This window comes from Streptomyces sp. ICBB 8177, from assembly GCF_003144095.1.
In the GTDB taxonomy this organism is placed as follows: Bacteria; Actinomycetota; Actinomycetes; order Streptomycetales; family Streptomycetaceae; genus Streptantibioticus_D.
Map to the genome: position 1 here is coordinate 1,989,143 of NZ_NSKH01000018.1, position 24,388 is coordinate 2,013,530.

20 protein-coding genes and 3 pseudogenes are annotated in these 24,388 nt (G+C 72.1%); 10 read left to right on the forward strand and 13 right to left on the reverse strand.

The features are described 5' to 3' along the window. Positions 1–37: 37 nt before the first annotated feature. Complete coding sequence (locus CK485_RS30095) at positions 38–3,211, reverse strand: tetratricopeptide repeat protein (RefSeq protein ID WP_109451629.1); 3,174 nt, start codon at positions 3,209–3,211, stop codon at positions 38–40. 820 nt (positions 3,212–4,031) lie between these two features. Continuing rightward, positions 4,032–5,972, reverse strand: a complete 1,941-nt coding sequence (locus tag CK485_RS17445) for a DNA/RNA helicase domain-containing protein (protein ID WP_109451633.1) — start codon at positions 5,970–5,972, stop codon at positions 4,032–4,034. A gap of 167 nt (positions 5,973–6,139) precedes the next feature. Between CK485_RS17445 and CK485_RS17450 the strand changes: the two genes are divergently transcribed. Beyond that, the gene (locus CK485_RS17450; protein ID WP_109451635.1) at positions 6,140–8,164 is read left to right on the forward strand and encodes a thioredoxin domain-containing protein; all 2,025 of its coding nucleotides are present in this window, start codon (positions 6,140–6,142) and stop codon (positions 8,162–8,164) included. A 13-nt stretch (positions 8,165–8,177) separates the two neighbouring features. Here CK485_RS17450 and CK485_RS17455 read toward each other — a convergent pair whose 3' ends face one another. The 3 genes from CK485_RS17455 to CK485_RS29090 form a co-directional block, all read right to left on the reverse strand. Further along, complete coding sequence (locus CK485_RS17455) at positions 8,178–8,807, reverse strand: TetR family transcriptional regulator (RefSeq protein ID WP_199239375.1); 630 nt, start codon at positions 8,805–8,807, stop codon at positions 8,178–8,180. Next, a complete protein-coding gene (locus CK485_RS17460; RefSeq protein ID WP_109453162.1) occupies positions 8,804–10,363 on the reverse strand; it encodes an MFS transporter in 1,560 nt (519 codons plus the stop codon). The genes CK485_RS17455 and CK485_RS17460 overlap by 4 nt, the downstream gene beginning before the upstream one ends. 222 nt (positions 10,364–10,585) lie before the next feature. Next, positions 10,586–10,732 carry a hypothetical protein gene (locus tag CK485_RS29090; protein WP_199239376.1) on the reverse strand — a complete coding sequence of 49 codons (147 nt, stop codon included), beginning with the start codon at positions 10,730–10,732 and terminating at the stop codon, positions 10,586–10,588. 100 nt (positions 10,733–10,832) lie between these two features. Between CK485_RS29090 and CK485_RS17465 the strand changes: the two genes are divergently transcribed. Next, complete coding sequence (locus CK485_RS17465) at positions 10,833–11,048, forward strand: hypothetical protein (protein ID WP_109451639.1); 216 nt, start codon at positions 10,833–10,835, stop codon at positions 11,046–11,048. Positions 11,049–11,153: 105 nt separating this feature from the next. Here CK485_RS17465 and CK485_RS17470 read toward each other — a convergent pair whose 3' ends face one another. Continuing rightward, positions 11,154–11,894 carry a hemolysin III family protein gene (locus CK485_RS17470; protein ID WP_275124631.1) on the reverse strand — a complete coding sequence of 247 codons (741 nt, stop codon included), beginning with the start codon at positions 11,892–11,894 and terminating at the stop codon, positions 11,154–11,156. A gap of 241 nt (positions 11,895–12,135) precedes the next feature. Here CK485_RS17470 and CK485_RS17475 point away from each other — a divergent pair, with 241 nt between their 5' ends. Continuing rightward, a complete protein-coding gene (locus tag CK485_RS17475) occupies positions 12,136–13,947 on the forward strand; it encodes a phosphoenolpyruvate carboxykinase (GTP) (protein WP_109451641.1) in 1,812 nt (603 codons plus the stop codon). 291 nt (positions 13,948–14,238) lie between these two features. Here CK485_RS17475 and CK485_RS17480 read toward each other — a convergent pair whose 3' ends face one another. From CK485_RS17480 to CK485_RS17490, 3 genes are read right to left on the reverse strand one after another with little or no spacing between them, the layout of a single operon-like run. Then, a complete protein-coding gene (locus CK485_RS17480) occupies positions 14,239–15,450 on the reverse strand; it encodes a pyridoxal phosphate-dependent aminotransferase (protein WP_109451643.1) in 1,212 nt (403 codons plus the stop codon). 9 nt (positions 15,451–15,459) lie between these two features. After that, on the reverse strand, positions 15,460–17,130 hold the full coding sequence (locus CK485_RS17485; RefSeq protein WP_109451645.1) for a D-aminoacylase: 1,671 nt from the start codon (positions 17,128–17,130) through the stop codon (positions 15,460–15,462). 32 nt (positions 17,131–17,162) lie between these two features. After that, the gene (locus CK485_RS17490; protein ID WP_109451647.1) at positions 17,163–18,416 is read right to left on the reverse strand and encodes an amino acid deaminase; all 1,254 of its coding nucleotides are present in this window, start codon (positions 18,414–18,416) and stop codon (positions 17,163–17,165) included. A 120-nt stretch (positions 18,417–18,536) separates the two neighbouring features. Between CK485_RS17490 and CK485_RS17495 the strand changes: the two genes are divergently transcribed. The 4 genes from CK485_RS17495 (at position 18,537) to CK485_RS17510 (ending at position 21,334) form a co-directional block, all read left to right on the forward strand. Then, positions 18,537–19,628: a sugar kinase gene (locus CK485_RS17495; RefSeq protein WP_342673483.1), complete on the forward strand. Its 1,092-nt coding sequence runs from the start codon at positions 18,537–18,539 to the stop codon at positions 19,626–19,628. Then, entirely contained in the window at positions 19,625–20,407 is a 783-nt protein-coding gene (locus tag CK485_RS17500; RefSeq protein WP_109453168.1) for an IclR family transcriptional regulator, read from the forward strand. The genes CK485_RS17495 and CK485_RS17500 overlap by 4 nt, the downstream gene beginning before the upstream one ends. Next, positions 20,404–20,808: a RidA family protein gene (locus CK485_RS17505; RefSeq protein ID WP_109451649.1), complete on the forward strand. Its 405-nt coding sequence runs from the start codon at positions 20,404–20,406 to the stop codon at positions 20,806–20,808. The genes CK485_RS17500 and CK485_RS17505 overlap by 4 nt, the downstream gene beginning before the upstream one ends. 184 nt (positions 20,809–20,992) lie before the next feature. After that, a complete protein-coding gene (locus CK485_RS17510) occupies positions 20,993–21,334 on the forward strand; it encodes a VOC family protein (RefSeq protein WP_241968383.1) in 342 nt (113 codons plus the stop codon). Positions 21,335–21,625: 291 nt separating this feature from the next. On the opposite strand, the gene CK485_RS17515 is transcribed toward CK485_RS17510, so the two are convergent. Next, positions 21,626–22,093 (reverse strand): DUF664 domain-containing protein, encoded by a 468-nt coding sequence (locus CK485_RS17515; RefSeq protein ID WP_109451651.1) that lies wholly within the window; start codon positions 22,091–22,093, stop codon positions 21,626–21,628. After that, the gene (locus CK485_RS17520; protein ID WP_199239439.1) at positions 22,026–22,520 is read right to left on the reverse strand and encodes a TetR/AcrR family transcriptional regulator; all 495 of its coding nucleotides are present in this window, start codon (positions 22,518–22,520) and stop codon (positions 22,026–22,028) included. Before CK485_RS17520 ends, CK485_RS17515 begins: the two co-directional genes overlap by 68 nt. A 141-nt stretch (positions 22,521–22,661) precedes the next feature. Here CK485_RS17520 and CK485_RS17525 point away from each other — a divergent pair, with 141 nt between their 5' ends. Next, entirely contained in the window at positions 22,662–23,633 is a 972-nt protein-coding gene (locus CK485_RS17525) for an SDR family NAD(P)-dependent oxidoreductase (RefSeq protein WP_109453170.1), read from the forward strand. Between the two features lie 42 nt (positions 23,634–23,675). Here the strand turns inward: CK485_RS17525 and CK485_RS17530 are convergent. Continuing rightward, positions 23,676–23,816, reverse strand: a pseudogene (locus tag CK485_RS17530) (DUF397 domain-containing protein); the annotation flags it as partial. Continuing rightward, positions 23,803–23,999 (reverse strand): annotated as a pseudogene (locus CK485_RS17535) (DUF397 domain-containing protein). The pseudogenes CK485_RS17530 and CK485_RS17535, both read right to left, overlap by 14 nt. Between CK485_RS17535 and CK485_RS29705 the strand changes: the two are divergent. Both CK485_RS29705 and CK485_RS29245 read left to right on the forward strand, forming a co-directional pair. After that, positions 23,998–24,198: pseudogene (locus tag CK485_RS29705) on the forward strand (hypothetical protein). The pseudogenes CK485_RS17535 and CK485_RS29705 sit on opposite strands and share 2 nt — an antisense overlap. Further along, the coding region (locus CK485_RS29245) for a hypothetical protein (RefSeq protein ID WP_109453172.1) at positions 24,195–24,388 on the forward strand (194 nt) is incomplete at its 3' end. The pseudogene CK485_RS29705 and the gene CK485_RS29245, both read left to right, overlap by 4 nt.

The following is a 24,388-nucleotide window of genomic DNA, read 5'->3' on the forward strand; positions in this document are numbered from 1 at the left end:
ACGCCACCTCGCCTCCTGCGCCCGCGCCCCTACGCCCTCAGCCCCCGTCCCGCGCCCGTACGTCCTCGCGCAGGGCCAGCCGGTCGCGGGCCGAGCGTCCCGGCGTCATGCCGAGCCGCCAGACCTCCCACGCCGCCCCCGGTTCAAGACCGCGCCGCAGCACGTGCGACCACGCCGTGACGTATTCGGCGACCGCCGGATCGCGGCCCTCGAAGTCCTGCGACGCCAGCGCGGCCAGCTCCTCGCGGGCCTCCTGCGCGCCGTCCTCGGAGACCAGCGGCAGATACGTGCAGCGCAGGAAGCGCGCCCAGTCCTCCCCCCTGCGGTCCCCGATGCCCCGGAAGAGGGCGACCGCCTCGTCGGCGAGCGCCAGTGCCTGCGGCAGCCGCCCGTTGCCCGCGTCCACCACCGACAGCTCCACGCACGACCACGCCTCGCCGTGCGGCACTCCCGTGCGGTGGAAGTCCTGCCGGGCGTCCTGGAGCATCTGCCGGGCGAAGCCGCTGTTGCGCAGGTTGCCCACCCGCCGGGCCCGCACGTCCCGGGTGACGCGGCCCGCGTGGTGCCGGGCGCACGCCAGGCCGTAGACGTCCCGCATCCGGCTGAACATCCCGCGGGCCCGCTCCAGCGACCGCAGCGCCTCGTCGGCGTCGCCGGTCTCCTCCTGCGCCTGCCCCAGGTAGTACAGCGTCCACGCCTCGCCGCGCGCGTCCTCGTTCTCCCGGTGGCGGGCCAGTGCTTCGCCGAGACCTGCCACCGCGTCGGCCGCCTCACCGCGCGCCAGGCGGGCCCGGGCGAGCTGGGTCAGCGTCCAGGCGGTGCCGCGGTTGTCGCGGGTGGCGGTGTACTCCTGCGCCGCGTGCCGCAGCTCGCCCTCGGCCAGCGCGACCTGCCCGAGCCGCAGGTAGGCCTGGCCCAGCTGCATGTGCGCCCACGCCTGCCCGTGCACGCTCTCGCTCTCGCCGTGCAGTTCCAGGGCCGGCAGCAGCATCCGCAGCGCGTCGGCGACCCGGCCCTGGTCGCGCAGCACGGCGGCCAGCGCGTGCAGCGTCCAGGCGCGGTCGGCGCGCAGGTCGTCGCCGCTTTGCAGGTCCAGCGCCTCGCGCAGCTTGGCCGCCGCCTCGGTCAGGTTGCCCTGGTGGTGCAGCGTGATGCCGAGGCTGCACAGCGCGCGGGCCGCGCCGGCCGGGTGCTGCGCCTCGAAGTAGAGGTTGACCACCGACGTCAGCGTGGAGCGCGCCCGGTCCAGCTCGCCCAGCTGCCGGGCGGCGATACCGGTGCGCCACTGCACCGAGCGCACCAGCAGCCCCTGGTCGACCTGCTGGGTCAGTTCGCTGATCTCACCGAGCCGGTACAGGTCGCCGCGCAGCAGGCAGTAGTCGCACAGGGCGCCCAGCAGGTGCAGGACGGCGGCCTGGTCGACGCCCTCGGCGGTGCGCAGCGCGGCGGTGATGAACGACGACTCCTCGTCCAGCCAGCGCAGCGCCGCGTCCAGCGAGGCGAAGCCGTGCGAGCCGACCGCGCCGCCCGCGTCGTTGCCCGCCCGGGTCGAGGTCTTGCCGTCGACCAGCCGGATCACCAGGTCCGCCAGCTCCGAGTAGGTGCGGATCAGGCGTTCCTGCGCGGCGGCCCGCTCGTCGGGCTCCTCCTCGTCCAGCAGCCGCGCCAGCGCGAAGCCGCGCACCGCGTCGTGCAGCCGGTAGCGGCTGCCGCGCACCGGCTCGACCAGCCCGGCGCGCGCCAGGTCGTCCAGCCTGCGGGCGGCCTCCGCCTCGTCGGTGGCCAGCAGCGCGGCCCCGGCGGCGGCGCCCAGGCTGGCCCGGCCCGCCAGCGCGAGTCTGCGCAGCAGCCGCCGGGAGACCTCGGGCTGGTCGCGGTAGCGCAGGCTCAGGGCGCGCTCCAGCGGGTCGATCGGGCCGTACGCGTCGAGGTCGTCAGCGAGGCCGCGCAGCGTGCGCGAGCCCAGCGAGGTCCCGGCGGCGCGCAGCGCGAGCGGCAGCCCGCCGCACAACTCCCGCACCCGGTCGGCCGATCCGCGGTCCTCGGGCAGCGGCTTGCCGTCCGCCAGCTCGCGCAGCAGCCCGTACGCGTCCGCCGCCTCCAGCGCGTCGACCGGCAGGTGGTGCACCCACGCGGCGTCGCCGAGGCCGAGCTCCAGCGGCCGGGCGCCGGTGACCAGCACCAGGCTCTCGGAGCGCCGGGGCACCAGCTCCCGCACCTGCGCGGGGTCGGCGGCGTCGTCCAGCAGGACGACGACCGGCAGGTCGGTCAGGTGCTTCTGGTACTGCTCGCTCAGCAGCCTCAGGTGCTGCTCCTGCGACGGCCGCTCGCGGAAGAGCAGTTGGTCGCGTGGCGCGCCCAGCCGGTTGAGCAGGTGCAGCAGCGCCTCACGGGTCGACAGCGAGCCCTCGGGGTCGCCGCCGCGCAGTGTGACGACGCAGGCCCCGCGGAACTGGTCGCTCAACTGCTGGGCGGCACGCACCGCGAGCGAGCTGCGGCCGGACCCGGTGGGCCCGTGCAGCACGACCACGACCGGCTTCGTCTCGGTGGACGCGCGGGCCTGCTGCACCCACTGGCTGATCCGCGCGAGGTGTTCCCTGCGCCCGGTGTACGGGCCCTGCGGGCGCGGGAGTTGGCCGAAGGACTGCTGGAGCACCGAGCGCTGCCGGGCGGCGGCGCTGCGGTCCTGGGTCTTGCGGCCCTCGGTCTTGCGGGGCTGGGTCTTGCGGGGCTGGGGGAGGGACTTCGTGTCCGCGGCCTTGGCCTTGGCGGCCGGGCGCACGGCGCGTTCGCGTTCGATGAACGGGGTGACGCCGCGCCGCTCCAGCGCGGTCAGCCAGGCGGAACGAAGACGTTGCGCGTCGTCGTCCGGGCGGCGGCGCAGTGCCTCGCGGGCGGCGCCTGCCGCACCGGTGGCGGCGGCAACCACGACCCCGGTGGTCAGCGCTGCCGCGGCGGACAGGCCGTGCCCGAGGTCCACGGCGAACGCGGCGGCCCCGGACACCCCGGCGAACACCGCGGGGCCCGCGGCCTTCGGCCGGCTGAGCGCGCCCAGGTAGGCCGCGTACTCCGCACCGGCCTGGGCCGCGATCTCGTCCAGCGCGGCCAGCGCCCGCTCGGTCAGCTCCTCCCCGTCCCGCCCCTGCCCCGCGACGGCCCGCACCACCCGCTCGGCCTCCCGCCGATCCCCCTCCCGAAGCCCCTCGCCCACCCGCGCCTCCCCGTAGTCCGTCTCGACCCGGCCAACAGGCCGCGTACAGAAGGCTTTTGACCGTACGGGACGAGGCGTGCACGCGTATAGCGGAACGCGAGAGGAGGCCACCGGGGGAGGGGGGCGGCGGACGTCGTCGCGGGGCGGCGGGTCGTCCACCACCACCGTGCACCAAGTGCGCGTACCCGAGTGTCCCCACTGCTTCACGAGCGACGCGACCAGCCACAGGCCCCGCCCGCTCTCGTCGCGTGGTCCCGGGCAGTGCGGACGCGGTGGCCCCAGGTCATAAGGGCCCAACTAGGCCGTTCCTTCGGAACATTTGATCGTTGGTTGATGTGTGTCGTTGGCTGACGCCCAGTGGGCACGTATCGAGCCGCTGTTGCCGGACCGGACTCTGCAGCGTGGTGGGCGGTGGCGTGATCACCGGCAGGTGGTTGACGCGATCGCGTTCAAGTACCGCACCGGGACACCCTGGATGGACCCGCCTGAGCACTTCGGCTCATGGAAGGGCGTCCACAACCGGCTGCGGAAGTGGGCCCCCGACAACACTTGGGAGAAGGTCTTCACCGCCCTGTTGGCCCAGGCCGACGCGGAAGGCGAACCGGACTGGGGCGTCGCGGTCGACTCCACCGTCGTCCGCGCTCACCAGTACGCCGCCGGGGCCCGTCACGAGGGCCCCGCGGCCGGCGAGCCGGAGCACCGCGCCCTCGGACGGTCCCGCGGCGGGTTGTGGATTCGGCGGGGCGTTGCTGGCACACCACCCGGCTGGGCCCGAGGACCTGTGGCAAGCCATCCGCCCGGCAAGCAGGAGGCGGGCGGATCAGAGTTTCTGCACGCCGAGGTCGGCGAAGAGCTTCCTGACCGCAGGGTCGACCGAGTAGAGCACCAGGCCGCGGATGGAACGGGTCATCAGCACGCGGTAGGCATTGCGCAACGCCCGGATGAGTTCGGTGTCGTCCTTGATCTGTGAGGCCTTGCTCTTCACGTGCTCGCGGTGGGCGACCCATGCGCCGTCCTCCCACGTGAGATCGGGGCCCATGATTACGCCACCCCACTCGTACTCGAGCCCTTGGGCCGTGTGCACGCATCCGATCTGCCCGAAGCCTCCGGGGTCGGTCGCCCAGAACTTTCGCCTGGGGATTCCCTGGGTGCCGTGGTTGTCACCGGCGTTCCACGGGCGTGCCCAGCCGGGGTCGGGGCTGACGTCGGGGAAGGTGCCAGTGTCATCGGTCCAGCCCCAGCACATTCCGGCGGTCATCCGGGCACTCGCGCCCGCTGGGTCCCTGCCCTCAAGGAAGGACTCCATCTCGGCAGCGCTGTCGGCGTAGTAGACCTCGAAAGGCTCAGGGTCGGTGGCGCCGTCCGGACGCCACGCGATGGGGTCCCCGGACATGAGCCGGCTGACCCAGGTGTCGTATGTCGAGCTGCCGACGGTTCGGAGTACCCGGTCCAGTTTGATCGGCACGATCTCTACGCCAAGGCTCAGGAGCTCGCTTTTGAGTCTCTCAGGGGACCAGATCTCTTCCGCGAAGAGGCGTTGATCCCCGTCGATGAAGAACACCGGCACGCGAGCGTGGGTGACGACCGCCTCCACCGAGGTCGGCCCTGTCTGCCGCATCCCGAAGGAACCGGTCTTCGGTCGCAGGCTGAGGCGGTGGGCTTCGTCACAGACGATCAGGTCCAACTCGTCGGGCCCGAACTTGTCGGCAATCTGCACCAGCGGCCTGAAGACCTTCTGGTGCCCCTTGGCAGCCCGCTTGAAGGTGTCGCGAGAGGCGATACCACCGGAAACGAAGGCAGCGGAATGTCCGGCTTGCAGCGCTTCTCCCAGCGCGGTGAGCGCAACGAGTGACTTGCCGCTGCCCGCACGTCCCTCGATGACGAATACCTTTTTCACCCCCTGCGACCCGACGGCTGTTGTGGCATCGGCAATCGCCTGGACCGCCCGCAGTTGGTGCTCGACGAGACTGAACCGGGTGTGGCCGTTGACGATCGCTGCAGTCTCGTCGGTCAGAAGGTTGGTCGAGCGTCGACGTCCGAGCAACTCCTGTGCGGCCTCCGCGCCGGAGTCCGAGCTGAAGTTCGCGGTCAGGAACTTCTCCAGGTCCCCCGGTTGCCGTGCGGTGAACGTGGGGATCTTTGGGCGAGGGGACACCTGGCTGATCCACTGGTACTCCGGATCCATCAGGTTGTGCAGGTAGGCCGCGCCCACGAGATTGACGTAGCGGTCGTCGAACATGCTGTGGTGCCTGCGCAGGTCGTCCATGTTGTTGCCGACCTGGACCGCGGGATGCTTCAGGTGCCTCTCGTACTCAGGGAACGGCGCGTAGACCAGATCCCTGGCGCAGCGCTGGCAGAGTGCGGTGTTCCCCTCCGCCCTGCACGAAGCGCAGAGCCCGGCTGCCTTCGACACGGTCGGACGCTCGATACTGCCCCACTGCTTGAGCTCGATGACCGCGTAGCTGAGCCGTCCGGACGGATGCTGTCCTGCGAGGACGACGTCGATGTGGTTCATCCGACCGTCGGCGAGGTACTCGATGAACATCCGCACCTGGCCGAGCCCGAGGTTGTCCAGCGTGGTCGCCAACTCGTAGACACTCTCACGCCAGGACCTGACATCCGAAGGGCTCGGCTTCTTGTCCTTCGGGTGCGCGGCGGTGTAGCACTCGCTGATCTTCCGGACCAACTGATGGCGGTCCCGTACCAGACGCTGTACGGACCAGAACGCCTCCAGCGGCTTCCAACCGCTCCCGACCGCCATCCCGTCTACCCCCAATGAATGGAAGCTCTCCTGAGCCGATCCACTGGAACGTAGCAGAATCGTATTGTCATTCAATTTGGATTCCCTGGCAGGTTGCGTTAGGCGGGCCACGGCGGCGCCGATCCGGGTGAGCCCTCAGGGCTGAGCCGCGTGAGACGCTGGTTCGCATGAACCGTCTGGCCGACGCGACCTCGCCCTATCTCCAGCAGCACGCCGCCAACCCCGTCGACTGGTGGCCTTGGTCGGCCGAGGCGTTCGAGGAGGCTCGGCGGCGCGACGTCCCCGTTCTGCTGTCGGTCGGGTATTCGAGTTGCCACTGGTGTCACGTGATGGCTCGCGAGTCGTTCGAGGACGTCGCGGTCGCCGCTGTCGTCAACGACGGGTTCGTCGCGGTCAAGGTGGACCGGGAGGAGCGGCCTGACGTCGACGCCGTTTACATGGAGGCGGTGCAGGCGGCTACGGGGCAGGGCGGGTGGCCCATGACCGTCTTCCTGACGCCGGACGGCGAGCCGTTCTACTTCGGGACCTACTTCCCGCCCGAGCCCCGGCACGGCATGCCCGGCTTCCGGCAGGTGCTGGAGGGCGTGCGCAGCGCGTGGCGGGACCGGCGCGAGGAGGTGGGCGAGGTCGCCGGGCGGATCGTGCGGGATCTGGCCGGGCGCCGGATCTCGCAGGCCGGGGGCGCCGCGCCGGGGGCCGAGGAACTGGGGGCCGCGCTGCTGGGGCTGACGCGGGAGTACGACGCCACGCGCGGCGGGTTCGGGGGCGCGCCGAAGTTCCCGCCGTCGATGGCGCTGGAGTTCCTGCTGCGGCACCACGCGCGCACCGGGTCCGAGGGCGCGTTGCAGATGGTGAGCGACACCTGCGAGGCGATGGCGCGCGGCGGCATCTACGACCAGCTCGGCGGCGGCTTCGCGCGCTACAGCGTGGACCGGGAGTGGGTCGTGCCGCACTTCGAGAAGATGCTGTACGACAACGCGCTGCTGTGCCGGGTCTACGCGCACCTGTGGCGGGCCACCGGCTCCGACCTCGCGCGGCGGGTGGCGGTCGAGACCGCCGACTTCATGGTGCGCGAACTGCGCACCGCGCAGGGCGGGTTCGCCTCCGCGCTGGACGCCGACAGCGACCGCGCGGACGGCACGCACGCCGAGGGCGCGTACTACGTGTGGACGCCGCGGGAACTGCGGGAGGTGCTGGGGGAGGAGGACGCCCGGCTCGCCGCGCAGTACTTCGGGGTGACGGAGGAGGGGACGTTCGAGCACGGTGCCTCCGTACTCCAGCTCAAGGGCGGGGAGTTGGCGGACGGCGAGCGGATCGGGCAGGTGCGGGCGCGGCTGCTGGAGGCGCGGGAGCTGCGGCCACGGCCCGGGCGGGACGACAAGGTGGTCGCCGCGTGGAACGGTCTTGCGGTCGCCGCGCTGGCCGAGACCGGCGCGTACTTCGAGCGCCCCGACCTCGTACGGGCCGCGCTGGACGCCGCCGACCTGCTGGTACGCGTGCACATGGACGACGAGCACGCGCGCTTGGCCCGCACCTCGCGCGACGGTGTCGCGGGCGCCAACTCCGGTGTGCTGGAGGACTACGCGGACGTGGCCGAGGGCTTCCTGACGCTGGCCGGGGTGACCGGCGAGGGCGTGTGGCTGGAGTTCGCCGGGCTGCTGCTCGACACCGTGCTGCGGCACTTCGCCGACGGGGACGGCGGCTTCCACGACACCGCCGACGACGCCGAGCGCCTCATCCGCAGGCCGCAGGACCCCACCGACAACGCGACCCCCTCGGGCTGGACGGCCGCCGCTCAGGCGCTGCTGTCGTACGCGGCCCACACCGGCTCGGAACGCCACCGCACCGCTGCCGAGGGCGCGTTGGGCATCGTGGGTGCGCTGGCCGGACGGGCGCCGCGGTTCATCGGCTGGGGACTGGCGGCGGCGGAGGCCGCGCTGGACGGACCCCGCGAGGTGGCGGTCGTCGGACCCGCGGGCGACCCGGCCACCGCCGCGCTGCACCGGGCCGCGCTGCTGGGGACCGCGCCGGGCGCGGTGGTCGCCGCCGGTGAGCCGGACGGCGAGGAGTTCCCGCTGCTGCGGGACCGGCCGCTGGTCGACGGGGGCCCGGCCGCGTACGTGTGCCGCCACTTCACCTGCGACGCGCCGGTGACCGGCCCGGAGGAACTGGCGGAACGGCTCGGGGGCTGAGGGCCGGGCCCGGTCAGAGGGCGTCGCGTCCGAGGCCGCCCGCGAGGATGTCCAGGGTGCGTTCCAGCAGCTCGCCCAGGTCCTCGGTGCCTTCGTTCTCGACCCAGTGCATCATCGTCTCCCGCCAGCCGCCGAGCAGCGCGCCCACCAGGACGCGCAGGCCCAGGTCGTCGGTGGGCCGGCCGGTGCGGCGGGCCAGCACGCCGACCAGCAGGGCGCAGGAGACGGACATGTTCTCGCCCAGCCGGGCCCGCAGCGCCGGTACTTCGCGCACCAGCCGCATGCGTTGCAGCATCTCCCCGCGTTCCCCGGCCGCCATCCGGCGGGCCAGCGGCACGACCGCCCGCCGCATCGACTCCACGATCGGCTCGTCCGCCGGGCGTTCCAGCAGCGCGGCCTCCATCAGCGGGTCGTACTCGTCGGTGAGGACGACGTCCTCCTTGGTGGGGAAGTACCGGAAGAAGGTGCTGGGGGAGACCTCGGCGGCGGCGGCGATCTGCTCGACGGTGGTCGCGTCGTACCCCTGGCGTTCGAAGAGCCGGTAGGCGGCGTGCCGTATCGCCTGGCGGGTCCTGATCTTCTTGCGCTCCCGCAGGCCGAGCGCGGGGGCGGCGGGGGTGGTAGCGGAGGCCATGTCCGTCATTGTCGCGCGTCGACCGGCGCGGGGGCCACGGCGGCGGCCGGTGCTGCGGCGGTACGCGAGTCCGGCAGCCGCAACGCCACCAGCACCGCCGCGACGACCGCCGTCACCCCGCACAGCAGCAGGACGACGTCCATGCCGTGCACGTAGGCGGCGTCGGCGGAGGCCGCGAGGCGGGCGTCGTGGAGGCCGGCGGCCACCGCGTGCGCCGCGACCACCGACTTGCCGGCGACGGCGCCCGCGGCGGGCGGGAGCCCCGTCGTGTCCAGCCTGGCGCCGAACGCCGAGGCGAGCACGCTGCCCAGCAGCGCCACCCCGATCGCCCCGCCGGTCTGCCGCAGCGTCATCAGCAGCCCGGACCCGGAACCGGCGCGCTCACGCGGCAGCGTCCCCAGGGCGGCGTCCATCGCCGGGATCATGGCGAAGCCGAACCCGAAGCCGGTGACCGACAGCCACAGCGCGGTGTAGCCGTAGCCGTCCCCCGGCGTGGTGCGGCTGCCCAGGAACGCGGCCGCCGCCAGCACCAGCAGCCCGCCCGCGATCACCGGCCGCGGCCCGAAGCGGGCGACCAGCGGTGCGGCGGCCCGCGCGGTCACCAGCAGCCCCGCCATCATCGGCAGCAGCCGCACCCCGGTGCCGAACGCGTCGGCGCCCAGCACCGCCTGGAGGTAGTTGGGCAGCACGAACAGCAGCCCCATCAGCACGAACATCACCAGTGTCGCGGCGACCGCGTTCCACAGGAAGCCGCGCTGCCGCAGCAGCCCGACGTCCAGCATCGGCCGCGCGGCCACCCGCTCGCGCAGCACCAGCGCGGTCAGCAGGGCCGCGGCGCCGAAGAGCATGACCAGCACCAGCGGGTCGCCCCAGCCCCGGCGCGGCGCCTCGATGATCCCGTAGACCAGCGCGCCCAGGCCCACGCAGTTGAGCGCGGAGCTGATCGTGTCGATGCGCGGGGCGGACGGGTCGGACGACTCGCGCAGCAGGAAGACGCAGGCGGTGATGCCGATGGCGACCATGGGGACGTTGATCAGGAAGACCGAGCCCCACCAGAAGTGGTCCAGCAGCCAGCCGCCGATGATCGGGCCGAGCGGCATGCCCAGCGCGGTGGCGGCGGTCAGCATCCCGATCGCCTTGGTGCGCTCCCCGGGGCCGAAGACGGCCGGGAGCACGGCCAGCGCCAACGGCATGATCAGCGCGGCGCCCAGGCCCATGCCGGTGCGGGCGGCGATGACCCCGGCGGGCGAACCGGCCAGCGCCCCGGCCAGCGAGCCGGCGAGGAAGAGCACGAGGCCCGCGACGAGCATCCTGCGCCGCCCGAAGCGGTCGCCCAGCAGCCCCGCCGGAAGCATCAGCGCGGCCAGCACGACGGTGTAGGAGTCGGCGATCCACTGCTGCCGGCTGATGTCGGCACCCAGCTGCGAAGCCATCGTGGGCAGCGCGACGTTGAGGATCGTGGCGTCGAACCCGACGACGAGCATGCTCGCGACGAGCGCGCCCAGCGCCCACCAGCGCTTGGGGTCGGGCGGTGCGGAGGCGGCGGGTACAGGGGTGGCTTGCATGGCGTTCACCCTTCGGTGGCCGGTGGCCGGTGGCCGCTCCGGCGGCTTCGGGAGCGGCGGAGAGGATTCGATAGTAAGTCTTATATGACAGTCGCTACCAAAAAATAGTAGCTGTCGTGGTGGCGGGACGCCAGGCGCCCAGGTGGGGGCGGATGCGAGAGCGGATGCGGAAACGACGACGACCCGCGGCGCGCTGCCGCGGGTCGTCGTCGTAAGGGGGAGTCAGTACGTCCAGTGCGGGCGGCCCGACTCCATGAGGCAGCGGATGACGCGGCCGGCGGCGTCGGTGGTGGACTTGCCCAGGTCCGCGTCGCGGCAGAACTCGCCCGCGCGGTAGCAGTTGCCCGCGTTCGAACGGATGCCGCACACGGCGGCCGCCGCATGGGTGGTCGGCGCGGGCGCTGCCGGACGAGTGACGGGCGGCGGCGCCGCGCGGTGCGTCGCGGCGTGCGTGGGCGCCGGAGCCTGAGTGTGGGGGGCCGCCGGGGTGGGCGTCGGCCTGGCGGCGGGCGTCGAGGGCGAGGGCGAGGGGGAAGGGGGCGGCGCGCTCGTGGCGGGCGCGGAGGCCGTGGCCGCCGTGGAGGCGGTCGTGGCGGGCGCGGCCCCGCTCGCGCCGGCCGTCGTGGGCCCGCAGGCCGCGAGGGAGCAGGCCGCGGCGAACGCGGCCACGGATATGGCGAAATGACGGCGTTTCATGGCGGGACGGTAGTCCCACGCCAGTTGTGAAGAGAAGGTGCAGGATTGGTGAACGCTGGATGGATGCGGTGTCGTTACCTGGCGTGTGAACCGCTCACCGGTGCGTGTACGCCACCAGGGAGATGCCCACGTAGTGGACGACGAACGCGGCCAGTGTGAACGAGTGGAAGACCTCGTGGAAGCCGAACCAGCGCGGTGACGGGTTGGGCCGCTTGATCCCGTAGATCACGCCGCCCGCGCTGTAGAGAAGGCCGCCCACCGTCACGCAGACCAGCACCGCGACGCCTCCGGTGCGCATGAAGTCGGGCAGGAAGAAGACCGCCGCCCAGCCCAGCGCGAGATAGCAGGGCGTGTAGAGCCAGCGCGGCGCGCTCACCCAGAAGACCCGGAACGCTATTCCGGCCAGCGCGCCCACCCAGATGAACCACAGCAGCGCGGTCGCCGTCCCCGACGGCAGCAGCAGGATGGCGAGGGGGGTGTACGTCCCGGCGATGATCAGGAAGATGTTGGCGTGGTCCAGACGCCGTAGTACCGCCGACGCCTTCGGTCCCCAGTTGCCCCGGTGGTAGAGCGCGCTCACCCCGAACAGCAGGCAGGCGGTGAGCGTGTAGACCGCGCAGCCGACCCGCGCCCGCGGGCTGTCGGCCAGCGCGGTCAGGAGCACGCCCGCGAAGAGCGTGGCGGGGAACATCCCCGCGTGCAGCCAGCCGCGCAGCTTGGGCTTGACGACGGCCTGCGCCTGCGCGACGGCGGCCTGTGCCTGTGCGACGGCACCCTGACCCTGGCTCGCGGCGGCGGCCGATGCCGGGCCGCGAGTCTCCTCGACCGGTGTCATGCCCGTCATGCTACCTACGCCACCGTAGGTTACGAGTAAGTAATGAATGGGCGTTGAAGTGGCAATGCTCACCTCTCCGGGGCTGGACAGATCGGGTGTACGGACCAGACACTCATATGAGTGCGGTCGGCACCGGATGAGCGGCCATGAAGCATCCGGGTCGCAGCCCCCAAGGGGCCACCCTCAACCCTCGACATTTGACGCCCGGTTTCCTCGTGGTCCCGGGCGGGACGGAGCGATCGTGGCGCGCGGCAATGCGGCTCCCACCACACACCAGGACCTGATCGCATGGGTCGGCGAGATCGCCGAGCTGACCCAGCCCGACGAGATCGTCTGGTGCGACGGCTCGGAGGACGAGTACCAGCGGCTGTGCGACGAACTCGTCGCCAAGGGCACCTTCAAGCGGCTCGACCCCGTCAAGCGCCCCAACTCCTACTACGCGGCGTCCGACCCGACCGACGTGGCCCGCGTCGAGGACCGTACGTTCATCTGCTCCGCGAAGGAGGAGGACGCAGGCCCCACCAACCACTGGAAGGACCCCGCCGAGATGCGGGAGATCTTCGCCGGTGACAAGGGGCTCTTCCGCGGTTCGATGCGCGGCCGCACGATGTACGTCGTGCCGTTCTGCATGGGCCCGCTGGGCTCGCCGCTGTCGGCGCTGGGCGTGGAGATCACCGACTCCGCCTACGTCGCCGTCTCGATGCGCACCATGACCCGCATGGGCCGGCAGGTCCTGGACGAACTGGGCGACGACGGCTTCTTCGTCAAGGCCGTGCACACCCTCGGCGCCCCGCTGGAGCCGGGCCAGGCCGACGTGCCGTGGCCGTGCAACTCCACCAAGTACATCTCGCACTTCCCCGAGGACCGCGAGATCTGGTCCTACGGCTCGGGCTACGGCGGCAACGCGCTGCTGGGCAAGAAGTGCTACGCGCTGCGCATCGCCTCGGTCATGGCCCGGGACGAGGGCTGGCTCGCCGAGCACATGCTCATCCTGAAGCTCACCCCGCCGAAGGGGCAGCCCAAGTACGTGGCCGCCGCGTTCCCGTCGGCCTGCGGCAAGACCAACCTCGCCATGCTGGAGCCGACCATCCCCGGCTGGACCGTGGAGACCATCGGCGACGACATCGCGTGGATGCGGTTCGGCGAGGACGGCCGCCTGTACGCGATCAACCCCGAGGCGGGCTTCTTCGGCGTCGCCCCCGGCACCGGTGAGCACACCAACGCCAACGCGATGAAGACCATGTACGGCAACTCGGTCTTCACCAACGTCGCCCTCACCGACGACGGCGACGTGTGGTGGGAGGGGATGACCGAGGAGACCCCGGCGCACCTGACGGACTGGAAGGGCAACGACTGGACGCCCGAGTCCGGCACACCCGCCGCGCACCCCAACGCCCGCTTCACGGTGCCCGCTTCGCAGTGCCCGATCATCGCGCCCGAGTGGGAGGACCCGCGGGGCGTGCCGATCTCCGCGATCCTCTTCGGCGGGCGGCGCGCCTCCGCGGTGCCGCTGGTCACCGAGTCGTTCGACTGGCAGCACGGGGTCTTCCTCGGCGCGAACGTCGCCTCCGAGAAGACCGCCGCGGCCGAGGGCAAGGTCGGCGAACTGCGCCGCGACCCGTTCGCCATGCTGCCGTTCTGCGGTTACAACATGGGCGACTACTTCGGCCACTGGGTGAAGATCGGGCAGACGCACGACGCGGCGAACCTGCCGAAGATCTACTACGTCAACTGGTTCCGCAAGGACGCGGACGGGCGGTTCGTCTGGCCGGGCTTCGGCGAGAACGGGCGCGTGCTGAAGTGGATCGTCGAGCGGCTCAACGGTGAGGCGGAGGGCGTCGAGACGCCGATCGGCGTGCTGCCCGCACGCGGCGCGCTCGACACGGCCGGCCTCGACATCTCCGAGGCGGACCTCGACCTGCTGCTGTCGGTCGACGTGGACGTCTGGCGCGAGGAGGCCTCGCTGATCCCGCAGCACCTGGAGACCTTCGGCGACCACACCCCGAAGGAACTGTGGGACGAGTACCGGAGCCTGGTCCGGCGCCTGGGCTGATCGCCTGGTCTTCAGGGGCGCGGGGCGATTCCCCGCGCCCCTTTGGGGCTTGATGGGGTGCGCCCGGATCTTTTCAGGGGCGCGGGGAACTGCGCGACCGGCCACGACGGGGCGGTGGAGGGCCACTGTCCGGGGGGCCTACGGTCGTTGTTCGGCCACTGGCCGGTGGGGGCTGAGCGCGCAGTTCCCCGCGCCCCTTTTTGGGTCTGACGTGGCTGAGCGCGCAGTTCCCCGCGCTCCTCTTGGGTCTGGCGTGGTGGGAGCCTGCGTTCCCCGCGCCCCTTCAAGGGATCAATACTGCGCGTAACCGTCCAGGAACGAGCCGATTCTCTGGACCGCGTCGGTCAAGTCTTCCGCCCTCGGCAGCGTCACGATGCGGAAGTGGTCGGGCTCGGGCCAGTTGAAACCCGTGCCGTGGACGATCATGATCTTCTCCGCCCGCAGCAGGTCCAGGACCATCTGGCGGTCGTCCTTGATCTTGTAGACGGACGGGTCCAGCCTCGGGAACGCGTACAGCGCGCCCTTCGGCTTGACGCACGTGATCCCCGGGATCGCGGTCAGCGCCTCGTACGTCGCGTCGCGCTGCGCGCGGAGTCTGCCGCCGGGCAGGATCAGGGAGTTGATGGACTGGTGACCGCCCAGCGCGGTCGCGATCGCGTGCTGCGCCGGCATGTTCGCGCACAGCCGCATGTTCGCCAGGATCGTCAGGCCCTCGATGTAGCTGGCCGCGTGCGCCTTCGGCCCGCACACCGCCATCCAGCCGCTGCGGTAGCCGGCGACCCGGTAGGCCTTGGACAGCCCGTTGAACGTGAGCGTCAGCAGGTCGGGCGCGAGGGCGGCGGTCGGGGTGTGGGTGGCGTCGTCGTAGAGGATCTTGTCGTAGATCTCGTCGGAGCAGACGATCAGCTGGTGGCGGCGGGCGATGTCGGCCAGGGACCGCACCATCTCGTCGTCGTAGACCGCGCCGGTGGGGTTGTTCGGGTTGATGACGACGATCGCCTTGGTGCGGTCGGTCACCTTGCGCTCGACGTCGGCGAGGTCCGGCATCCAGTCGGACTGCTCGTCGCAGCGGTAGTGCACCGCCGTGCCGCCCGCGAGCGAGACCGCGGCGGTCCACAGCGGGTAGTCGGGGGCGGGGACCAGCACCTCGTCGCCGTCGTCCAGCAGCGCCTGCATGGACATCTGGATCAGCTCGGAGACGCCGTTGCCGAGGTAGACGTCCTCGACGTCCAGCTCGATGCCCTGGGGCTGGTAGTGCTGGACGACCGCGCGGCGCGCCGACAGCAGGCCCTTGGCGTCGCCGTAGCCGTGCGCGTCGCCGAGCGAGCGCAGCATGTCCTCCAGGATCTCCGGAGGGCACTCGAAACCGAAGGGCGCCGGGTTGCCGGTGTTGAGCTTGAGAATGCGGTGACCCGCCGCCTCCAGCCGCATCGCCTCTTCGAGAACCGGGCCCCGGATCTCGTAACACACGTTCGCGAGCTTCGTCGACTGGATCACCTGCATGCGCACACCCTACGGGCAGCCCCTGCACCCCGCTCGGTGTTTTTCGCCACGCCACCGCGGCGCAGGGCGCGCGGCCGGCGCCTGCGAGCGCCGTACCGAGCGCCCCGCCAGCACCCCCGTGCGCCGCCCGTCCGCCACGACGAAACGGCCGTCGACCAGCACGTACGGGATGCCGGAGGGCGCGGTCCCCGGCGCGGCGTAGGTCGCGCCCGCCGCCACCGTCGCGGGGTCGAAGAGCACCAGGTCGGCGCGGTGGCCCACCCGGATCAGGCCCCGGTCGGCCAGGCCCAGGCGGGCGGCGGGGCGCCCGGTGAGGTGGGCGACGCACTCGGCCAGCGACAGCACGCCCAGCTCGCGCACGTAGTGGCCGAGGTAATGCGGGAAGGTGCCGTAGGCGCGCGGATGCGGCTTGTCGCCGACCAGGATGCCGTCGCTGCCGCCGGTGTGCGCCGGATGGCGCATGATCGCGCGGACGTTCGCCTCGTCGCCGACGTGCTGGAGGATCGTCGTCGCCAGCCGGTCCGCCAGCAGCAGGGCCCGCGCCACGGCGAACGGCTCCTCGCCGCGTTGCCGCGCCATCCCCGCGACCGTCGCGCCGACGTGCCCGGCGAGCGCCCGGTCCCCGACGCCGGAGACCTCGACGGTGTCCCAGTCGACCGGCACGCCGTGGCAGCCGTCGGAGCCGGTGACCTCCATCGCGTGCCGTATCCGTGCGGCCGTCGCCTCGTCGCGCAGCGCCCGCAGCGTCGCCTCGGGCCCGCCTTCCGTGGCCCAGCCCGGCAGCAGCGCGGCGAGCGTCGTGCAGCCCGCGAGGTAGGGGTAGCTGTCGAGGGTGACGTCGGCGCCGTGCGCGATCGCGGCGTCCAGCAGGGCCAGCATCTCGCCGGCGCGACCTGCGTTGGCGGGGAAGTTCATCGTGGCGTGCGCCAGGTGCAGCGCGCAGCCCGCGTCCCGGGTCACCGTCAGCATCTCGCGGTACGCCTCCAGGGCGCCCGCGCCGTAGCCGCGGTGGTGGGGGCAGTAGTAGCCGCCGTGGGCGGCCACCACCCGGCACAGTTCGGTGAGTTCCGCGGTCGGCGCGTACATGCCGGGGGTGTAGGTGAGCCCGGACGACATGCCGACCGCGCCCTCCGCGAGCCCGGCCGCCACCAGCCCCTTCATCCGCTCCAGTTCGTCCGCCGTCGCCGGGCGGTCCGACCAGCCGACCACCATCGCCCGTACCGTCCCCTGCGGCACCAGGTAGGCGGCGTTGACGGCGATGCCCTGCCGGTCCAGCCGGTCGAGGTACCCGCCGACCGAACGCCAGTCGAAGTCGATGTCGCCGCCGTCCCCGTTCCACCCCGCGATGTGCGCCCGTACCGCTTCCAGCGTGGTGTCGTCCACCGGTGCGTACGACAGGCCGTCCTGCCCCAGCACCTCCAGCGTCACGCCCTGCGCGGTCTTCGCCTCGTGCGCCGGGTCGCGCAGCAGGGCGAGGTCGCTGTGGGCGTGCATGTCGATGAACCCCGGTGCCAGCGCGAGCCCTTCGGCGTCCAGCACCCGGCGCCCGCCCGGCCGGCGGCCCGTCCCGTACGGCACGACGGCGGCGATCCGGCCGTCCGCGAGGGCGACGTCGGCGCGGTACGGGGACGTGGTGCCGGTGCCGTCGACCACGGTCGCGTCACGGATGACGAGGTCCAAGGGGGCCGCCTTCGCGGGGAGTCGGGGACGCGTCAGAAGAACGTGCGCACGAAGTCGACGACGGTGCCGTCCTGTTCGACCACCGGGATCAGCTGCCACTTGTCGAACGACGTGCACGGGTGCGACAGCCCGAGCCCCACCCGCTCACCGACGTCGAGCGGGGTTTGCGGGGTGACCTCCACGAACGCGTGCTGGTCGGCGAGCTTCGTCACGCGCAGGCCGTCCGCCGGGCGCAGCGAGCCGTCCGCGCCCCGGATCACCTGCGGGACGGGCATGCCCAGGTCGTACGGGGCGTCGCGCTTGCCCGCGTTGAGGAACGCGCGGTCCGGTTCGGGGCGGGAGACGACCTGCGTCCACAGCCGCAGCGCCGGGCGCAGCGACCCCTCGGCCGGTACGCGGTCGTGGAACGGGGTGATCTCGCGGTAGTGGCCGTCGTCGTGGGTGACGTAGGCGCCCGAACGCAGCAGCCGCAGCACCGGTTTCGACAGCCCGTCGACCGGCTCGAACGCCTTGGCCACCGCGTCGAACCAGGCGCTGCCGCCCGCGCTCAGCACGACCTCGTCCGCCCCGGCGAAGCGGCCGGCCGCGTCGAACCGCCGTGCCAGCGCGACGAGTCGCTCCAGCCACGCGGCGACCGCTTCCCCGGTCTTCTCCGGGATCTCGCCCTCGTAGCCCGCGACGCCCACCAGCCGCAGCCACCGGGAGGCCGCCACCGCGTCGGCGACCACGTCGCCCGCCGCCTCGTCGCGCACCCCCGTGCGCCCGCCGGGCGCGCCCAGCTCCACGACCACGTCGAGGTGCGCGGTGAGCGCCGCGTCCATCAGCTCCACGCCGCGCACCGAGTCCACGTAGCACACCAGCCGGAAGGCGGGGTCGGACGTAAGCTCGGCGCAGATCCAGCGCAGCGCGGCCGGGTCCACGACCTCGTTGGCCAGGAAGATCCGCCGCACGCCGTACGCGCGGTAGACGCGGGCCTGCCAGGGGGTGGCGGCGGTGATCCCCCAGGCGCCGCGCGCCAGTTGGCGTTCGAACAGCTGCGGGGCCATCGAGGTCTTGCCGTGCGGCGCGAAGGCCAGCCGGTGGTCGCGCGCGTAGTGCTCCAGCTGGTCGAGGTTGTGCTCCAGCGCGGGCGCGAGCAGCGTCAGCACGGGCGTGAGGAAGCCGCCGTCGAACAAGTCGCGGCGCTCGGCGGCGAGTTCACCGAGGGTGCGGCCCTCCGCGTCCGGCGGCAGACCCTTGAAGCGGTGGTCGACCCGTTCCCGCGACAGCTCCGCGACGGTGGGCATCCGGCCTCCTCGACGAGCGCGTTGCATTCTGTGCAACGGACATTGCGTACGGTGCTGCACGCTGTCTAACATCCGGCACGGTGGCGGGTCAACGCGGTACGACGCGGGACGGAGGCGGGCGTGCTCTTCACGGCGGAACGGGAGGCGGACCGCGACGGCGGCGGTGACGGCGGCGGCGCGGAGTTCGACGTGGTGTGCCTGGGCGAGTCCATGGCCGTCTTCACACCCGAGACCCGCGGCCCGCTCGCCGGCGTGACCCGTTTCCACCGCGGCATCGGCGGCGCCGAGTCCAACGTCGCCTGCTACCTGGCCGGTTACGGCCATCGCGTCCGCTGGGTCAGCCGGGTCGGCGCCGACCCCTTCGGCGACCACCTGCTGGCCGAGATCGCCGCCCGCGGGGTGGACGTGCGCGCCGTCGAGCGCGACCCGCACCGCCCCACCGGGATCTACTTCAAGGAGCGGCTGGAGGGCCGCACCGGGGTGCTCTACCACCGCGCCGGTTCCGCCGCGTCCGCGATGTCCCCGCCCCCGTTCCCGTCCCCGTCCCCGGACGGCGTGGCGGGGGAGGCCGCGCGTTCCGGCCGCGTACTGCACCTGTCGGGCATCACCGCCGCCCTGTCCGCTTCCTGCCTCGCCCTGCTCCGGACGCTGACCGCACGGCGGCCGGGCCGCCCGGTCGTGTCGTTCGACGTCAACCACCGCCCGGCGCTGTGGCGTTCGGGCGATCCCGCGGTGCTCGCGGAGCTGGCCCGCGACTGCGACGTGGTGTTCGTCGGCGAGGACGAGGCGCGCCAGGCGTGGGGCCTTCGGGACGCCGACGCGGTACGGGCCGCGCTGCCTGAGCCGGGCCTGCTCGTCGTCAAGCGCGGCCCGGAGGGCGCGGTCGCCTACGCGGCGGGCGCACCGTCCGTCGAGGTGCCCGCGCCGCGCGTCGAGGTCGTCGAACCGGTCGGCGCGGGCGACGCGTTCGCCGCAGGGTTCCTCTCCGGCTGCCTGCGCGGACTGCCGATGGAGCGGCGGCTGCGCCACGGGCACGTGCTGGCCGCCGCCGCCCTCACCGCCCACGCCGACCTGGGGACGCCGCCCGCCCGCGACCACGCCGACGCGCTGGTCGCGTTGGACGAGGCCCGGTGGCGCGGGCTGCGGCTGGCGGCAGGGTGGACGGAAGGCGCGAGGCGGAGCGGGACGGCTGGGACGGAGGCGGCACGGTGAGCCAGAGCGTCGATCGCGCGTTGAGCATCCTGCCGCTGCTCGCCGAGGGCCCGGCTGGGCTCGAACAGGTCGCGACCCGGCTGGACGTCCACAAGTCCACCGCCCTGCGCCTGCTGCGCACCCTGCACGCCCACGGCCTCGTGCACCGGCAGCCCGACCAGCGCTACCGGCTGGGCGCCGGGCTGTTCGGGCTCGCCCAGCGCGCGATGGAGGCGCTGGACGTCCGCGAGACCGCGCATCCCTACCTGGTCGCGCTGGGCGAGGAGTGCGGGCACACCGTGCACCTGGCGGTGCGCGAGGAGGGCGAGGTGGTCTACGTCGACAAGGTCGACAGCCGCTACCCGGTGCGGATGTACTCGCGCGTCGGGCGGCCGGTCGCGATCACGGTGGCCGCCGTGGCCAAGGTGCTGCTGGCCGACCTGCCCGAGCCCGAACGGCGTTCCGTGGCGGCCCGGTTGGAGTACCCGGCCTACACCCCGCGCTCGACGCCCGACGCGGCCGCCTACCTCGCCGAACTCGCCGCCGTACGCGAACAGGGCTGGGCCGCCGACCTCGGCGGCCACGAGGAGTCCATCAACTGCGTCGCCGCCCCGGTACGCGGTCCGGACGGCCGGGTCGCCGCCGCGCTGTCGATCTCGGCACCCAACGTCGTCGTCACCGCGCAGGAACTGCTCGCCCTGCGCCCGCTGGTGCTGAGCACCGCCCGGGCGATCACCTGGGAGTACGCGGGCGGCGAGGCGAACCCCGACCCGCACCACCGAGAGGCAGACCGAGCATGAGCGACAAGACCGCCGTCACCCCCGCCACCCACACCGTGCCGCCCGCCCGCTTCTCGCACGGCGTGCGCAAGGGCGGCATCCTCCAGGTCGCCGGACAGGTCGGCTTCCTGCCCGCGAGGGAGGGCGAGAAGCCGGAGCCCGCCGGACCCGGCCTGCGCGAGCAGACCCTCCAGACGCTGGCCAACGTCGAGGCGGTGCTGGAGGAGGGCGGCGCCGCCTGGGAGGACGTGGTGATGCTGCGCGCCTACCTCACCGACACCGCGCACTTCGCCGAGTTCAACGCGCTGTACGACGAGTTCCTGGCGGACCGGGTGACGGTGCCGCCTGCCCGCACCACCGTCTACGTCGGCCTGCCGGCCGGGCTGCTGGTGGAGATCGACGCGCTGGCGGTGCTGGACTGAGCCCGGTGCGTGCGCCTTGGGGGCCGCCGCGCTCCGGGCTTGGCGTCAACCTCTGGGCCGGATGGTGCGACGTGCTCGATCATGGGCGGATGACTGCCTTCTGCCACGTGTGCTTCGTGGTCCCGGACCTTGAGCAGGGAATGCTGACTTTCGGCGTTCGGCCGGGGTCGGGTGGGGTGGTCATGTGTCCGACCGGCTTGGTGAGTGGGACTACCGCATCGTCTTCACCGCGAGCGGGCCGCCGTTCGTCGAGCTCATCCAAGGGCCGCCGGGCAGTCCCTGGGACGCGTCCAAGGGGGCCAGGTTCGATCACATCGGCTTCTGGACCAGCGACGTGCGGCAAGGATCCCGCCGTTTGGAGGAAGAAGGCATGCCCGTGGACTTCTCCGGCTGTCCCTATGGTCGGCCGTTCGCCTATCACCGGATGGACAGCATCGGCGCACGGATCGAACTCGTTGACGTCAGCAGGCAGGCCGGCTTTCTCGGCGCGTGGCATCCGGAGCGCTTGTCACGTCGTTGTCTGTGACATGGGTTTTCGTCAACGGGGGTTGTCAAAGAGGTTGTTGGTGGCAAGGGGGTGACAAGCGATTCCGGGAGGGTGGTCGGGTCCGGGGCCGCAGCCGGTCGTAGTGGCCGGGAACGGGCGTGATCAGTGGGTCGACCGTGAGTGATCCGCAGCTCGGCCACGTCCGCCGGCACCTCCTGCTCCGGGGCCTCCAGGACCGCCCGGGGACGGTCCGTCAGTGCTCAGGCACGCGAACCCGCGCTTCTCCGCAGCCAAAGGGCGTGCCGCAAATGCGTTGGTGGTCCCGTCGCCTCACTCGCCGGTTTCGCCGTCGATGAGTTCGCGCGCGACGTCGAGGTGACCGACGTGCCGTGCGTACTCCTGGAGTCGATGGAAGAGGATGCGCCCGAGCGAGGGCGCTTGACCAGGTGTCTTGAAGCGGCCTCCGAGGCGTGCCGCATCGCTCAAGGCGGCGGCCGCCGCGGAAGACTCCGAGGCGGTCACCTCCGCTTCGTAGGCGGCCACCGTTGCGGTCGAGGTGCCGGCGGAGACCGTCCACTCCCCGGCGTCGCCGCAAGGAGGCGTGCCGGGTTGGCGTACGTTCTGGGTGCCGGAGCGGCGTCGGGTGGTGGGGGATCGGTGCCAGTTCTGGCCGGGCGGCGGATCGGGCTGCTCGGCCGGGCTCTCTCTCCCGCGGCTTCGGTAAGCGTCTTCAGCGCACCAGGAGATTGATGGCGACCTCCAGTCGTTCGAGGTAGAACTCCCGTGTCGCGGCCTGATGCTTGAGGCCGATCGATGCGCTGATCATCGTCTGTGCGACAAGGGGGGCAGCCTCTCGCCCTGATTCGGCGGCGATCGCTTCCGTGATCAGTTCCTCGAAACGTCGCGGCGTGGTCTCGGCGATCTCTCCGAGGAGGTCGGGGTTGTTTTCGATGACCGCCGAGACATCGCGCGCCAGCGGGCCGATGTAGCGGCCCGCCCAGTGGTCGAACGCTGCGACGAGGCGCTCTGGAAGGGGACGGCCGGTGGCGGCCAGGACATGTTCGACCGCTGTGATGTCCCGCTCCAGGGCCTGGGTGACCGCGGCACGGAACAGGGTCTCCTTCGAGGAGAAGAGGAAGTAGAGCCCGGGCCGGGAGATGTGCGCCGCCCGCGCCACCTCCTCCATCGAGGTCTTCCGGTAACCGAAGCGCGCGAACGTGACCATGGCGGAGTCCAGAACCATGGTCCGACGGTCGGTGTCGGCGACTGTCGACGGCCGGTGGCCGGCATCGGGACTGCTCATGGACCGAGCATACGAGCGAGAGACGTACTATACAACTTGAGTCTATTAAGTATAGTGGCCGCCATGGCTGTTCGTGAACGCATCTCCACCCCCTTCACCGCCTCCAGCACCACGGACGAGGTACTGCGGGGCGTCGACCTCACCGGCGTCCGCGCGATCGTGACGGGAGCGTCCTCCGGAATCGGAATCGAGACGGCTCGTGCGTTGACCGCTGCCGGGGCGGAGGTGACGCTCGCTGTCCGGAACACGACTGCCGGTGACGTCGTCGCTGAGAGGATCGCGAAGTCGACCGGAGGGATACGGCCCCGAGTCGTCCGGCTCGACCTTGCGGACAGGACCAGCGTCACGCGATTCGTTGACGCGTGGGGCGGCCCGCTTCACCTGCTGATCAACAACGCGGGCGTGGTCACTGGTGGCCTCGAACGAACACGTGAGGGCTGGGAGCTGCAATTCGCGACGAACCATCTTGGCCACTTCGCCCTCGCCACCGGCCTTCATGACGCCCTGGCCCTGGGGGCGGCCGACCGCGACGGAGCGCGGATCGTCTCGGTCAGTTCGACGGCACACATGCGTTCCGGTATCGACTTCGACGACCTCCACTTCGAGCGTCGCAGCTACGACCCGCAGATTGCCTACGCCCAGTCGAAGACGGCGAACTCCCTCTTCGCCGTCGAGGCGACTCGTCTCTGGGCGTCCGACGGCATCATTGCCAATGCGGTGAACCCCGGCGGTGTCGCGACGGGACTGCAGCGGAACTTCACAACGCAACAGAGGCAGTCGCTCGATGCGGCCGAAGCCGCCGGAGTCTTCACGTACAAAACGGTCGAGCAGGGGGCTGCCACCAGCATCGTCGCGGCCGTCGCCCCGGAGTTCGCGCACTCCGGAGGCCACTACCTTGACGATTCACAAGAGGCCTACACCGTGCCGAACGACGCCGACCTCGCGCAGCACCCGCACGGTGTCAAGCAATGGGCGCTCGATCCCGACACCGCCAAGCGCCTCTGGACGGTCTCGACCGACCTGCTCCGTGTCTGAGCTCTCGACGCCACAGCTAGCGGCCCGCCGCCTTCTTGGTTGAAAGGCGAGCGCGGGCCCGTGCGGGTCCTTGGAGTCCCGGACCAGCACACGGCCCTGCGCGTCGGCGGCTTCGACGCATTGGCCGCCGTTGTCGCTGTACGAGGACTTGAACAACGGAGGGGTGCGGTCATCGCAGCTCACCGGCCTTCACGCTGCTCACGAACGCGGCGAAGGCGGCCACGGGGAAGGCGAGGACCGGTCCCTCCGGGTCCTTCGAGTCACGACGGGCACGATGCCGTGGGCGGCAATCAGGTCGGCGGCCTCGACGCATTGGCCGCCGTTCGCACTGTATGTGGACTTGGACCAGCGAAGGGGCTCGGTCATCGCGGGGCGTCCTTTCAGACGGCGCCGAACTCTCCGGCCTTGTCGTGGGGAGTGGTGCGGGCGGTGGTTCCTGCGGCCGGTGACCGGTGGGCGGGAGTAGGCCGCCAGGCCCGAGGACGTGCGGGCGGCCAGCCCGCAGCAGCGGTTACACGCTCGGACGGCGTGGGCGAACGCCCGCAGTCGCGGCGAGGTGTTGTGAGCGGGCGGCGTCGGGTGTTCCGTTTCGTGGAGTGGACGTTGCGGCCCGACCGGGACGAGGACGCTCCGCCGGTGACGTACGCCTTGCGCTGCCTGACCCTTCGGGACGACGACAGTGAGTGCGGGGCGCGGTCGCGGGCGAGTACGGATCCGTGCGTGCCGCAGGAGTGGGCGTTCGGGCATCTGCGGGC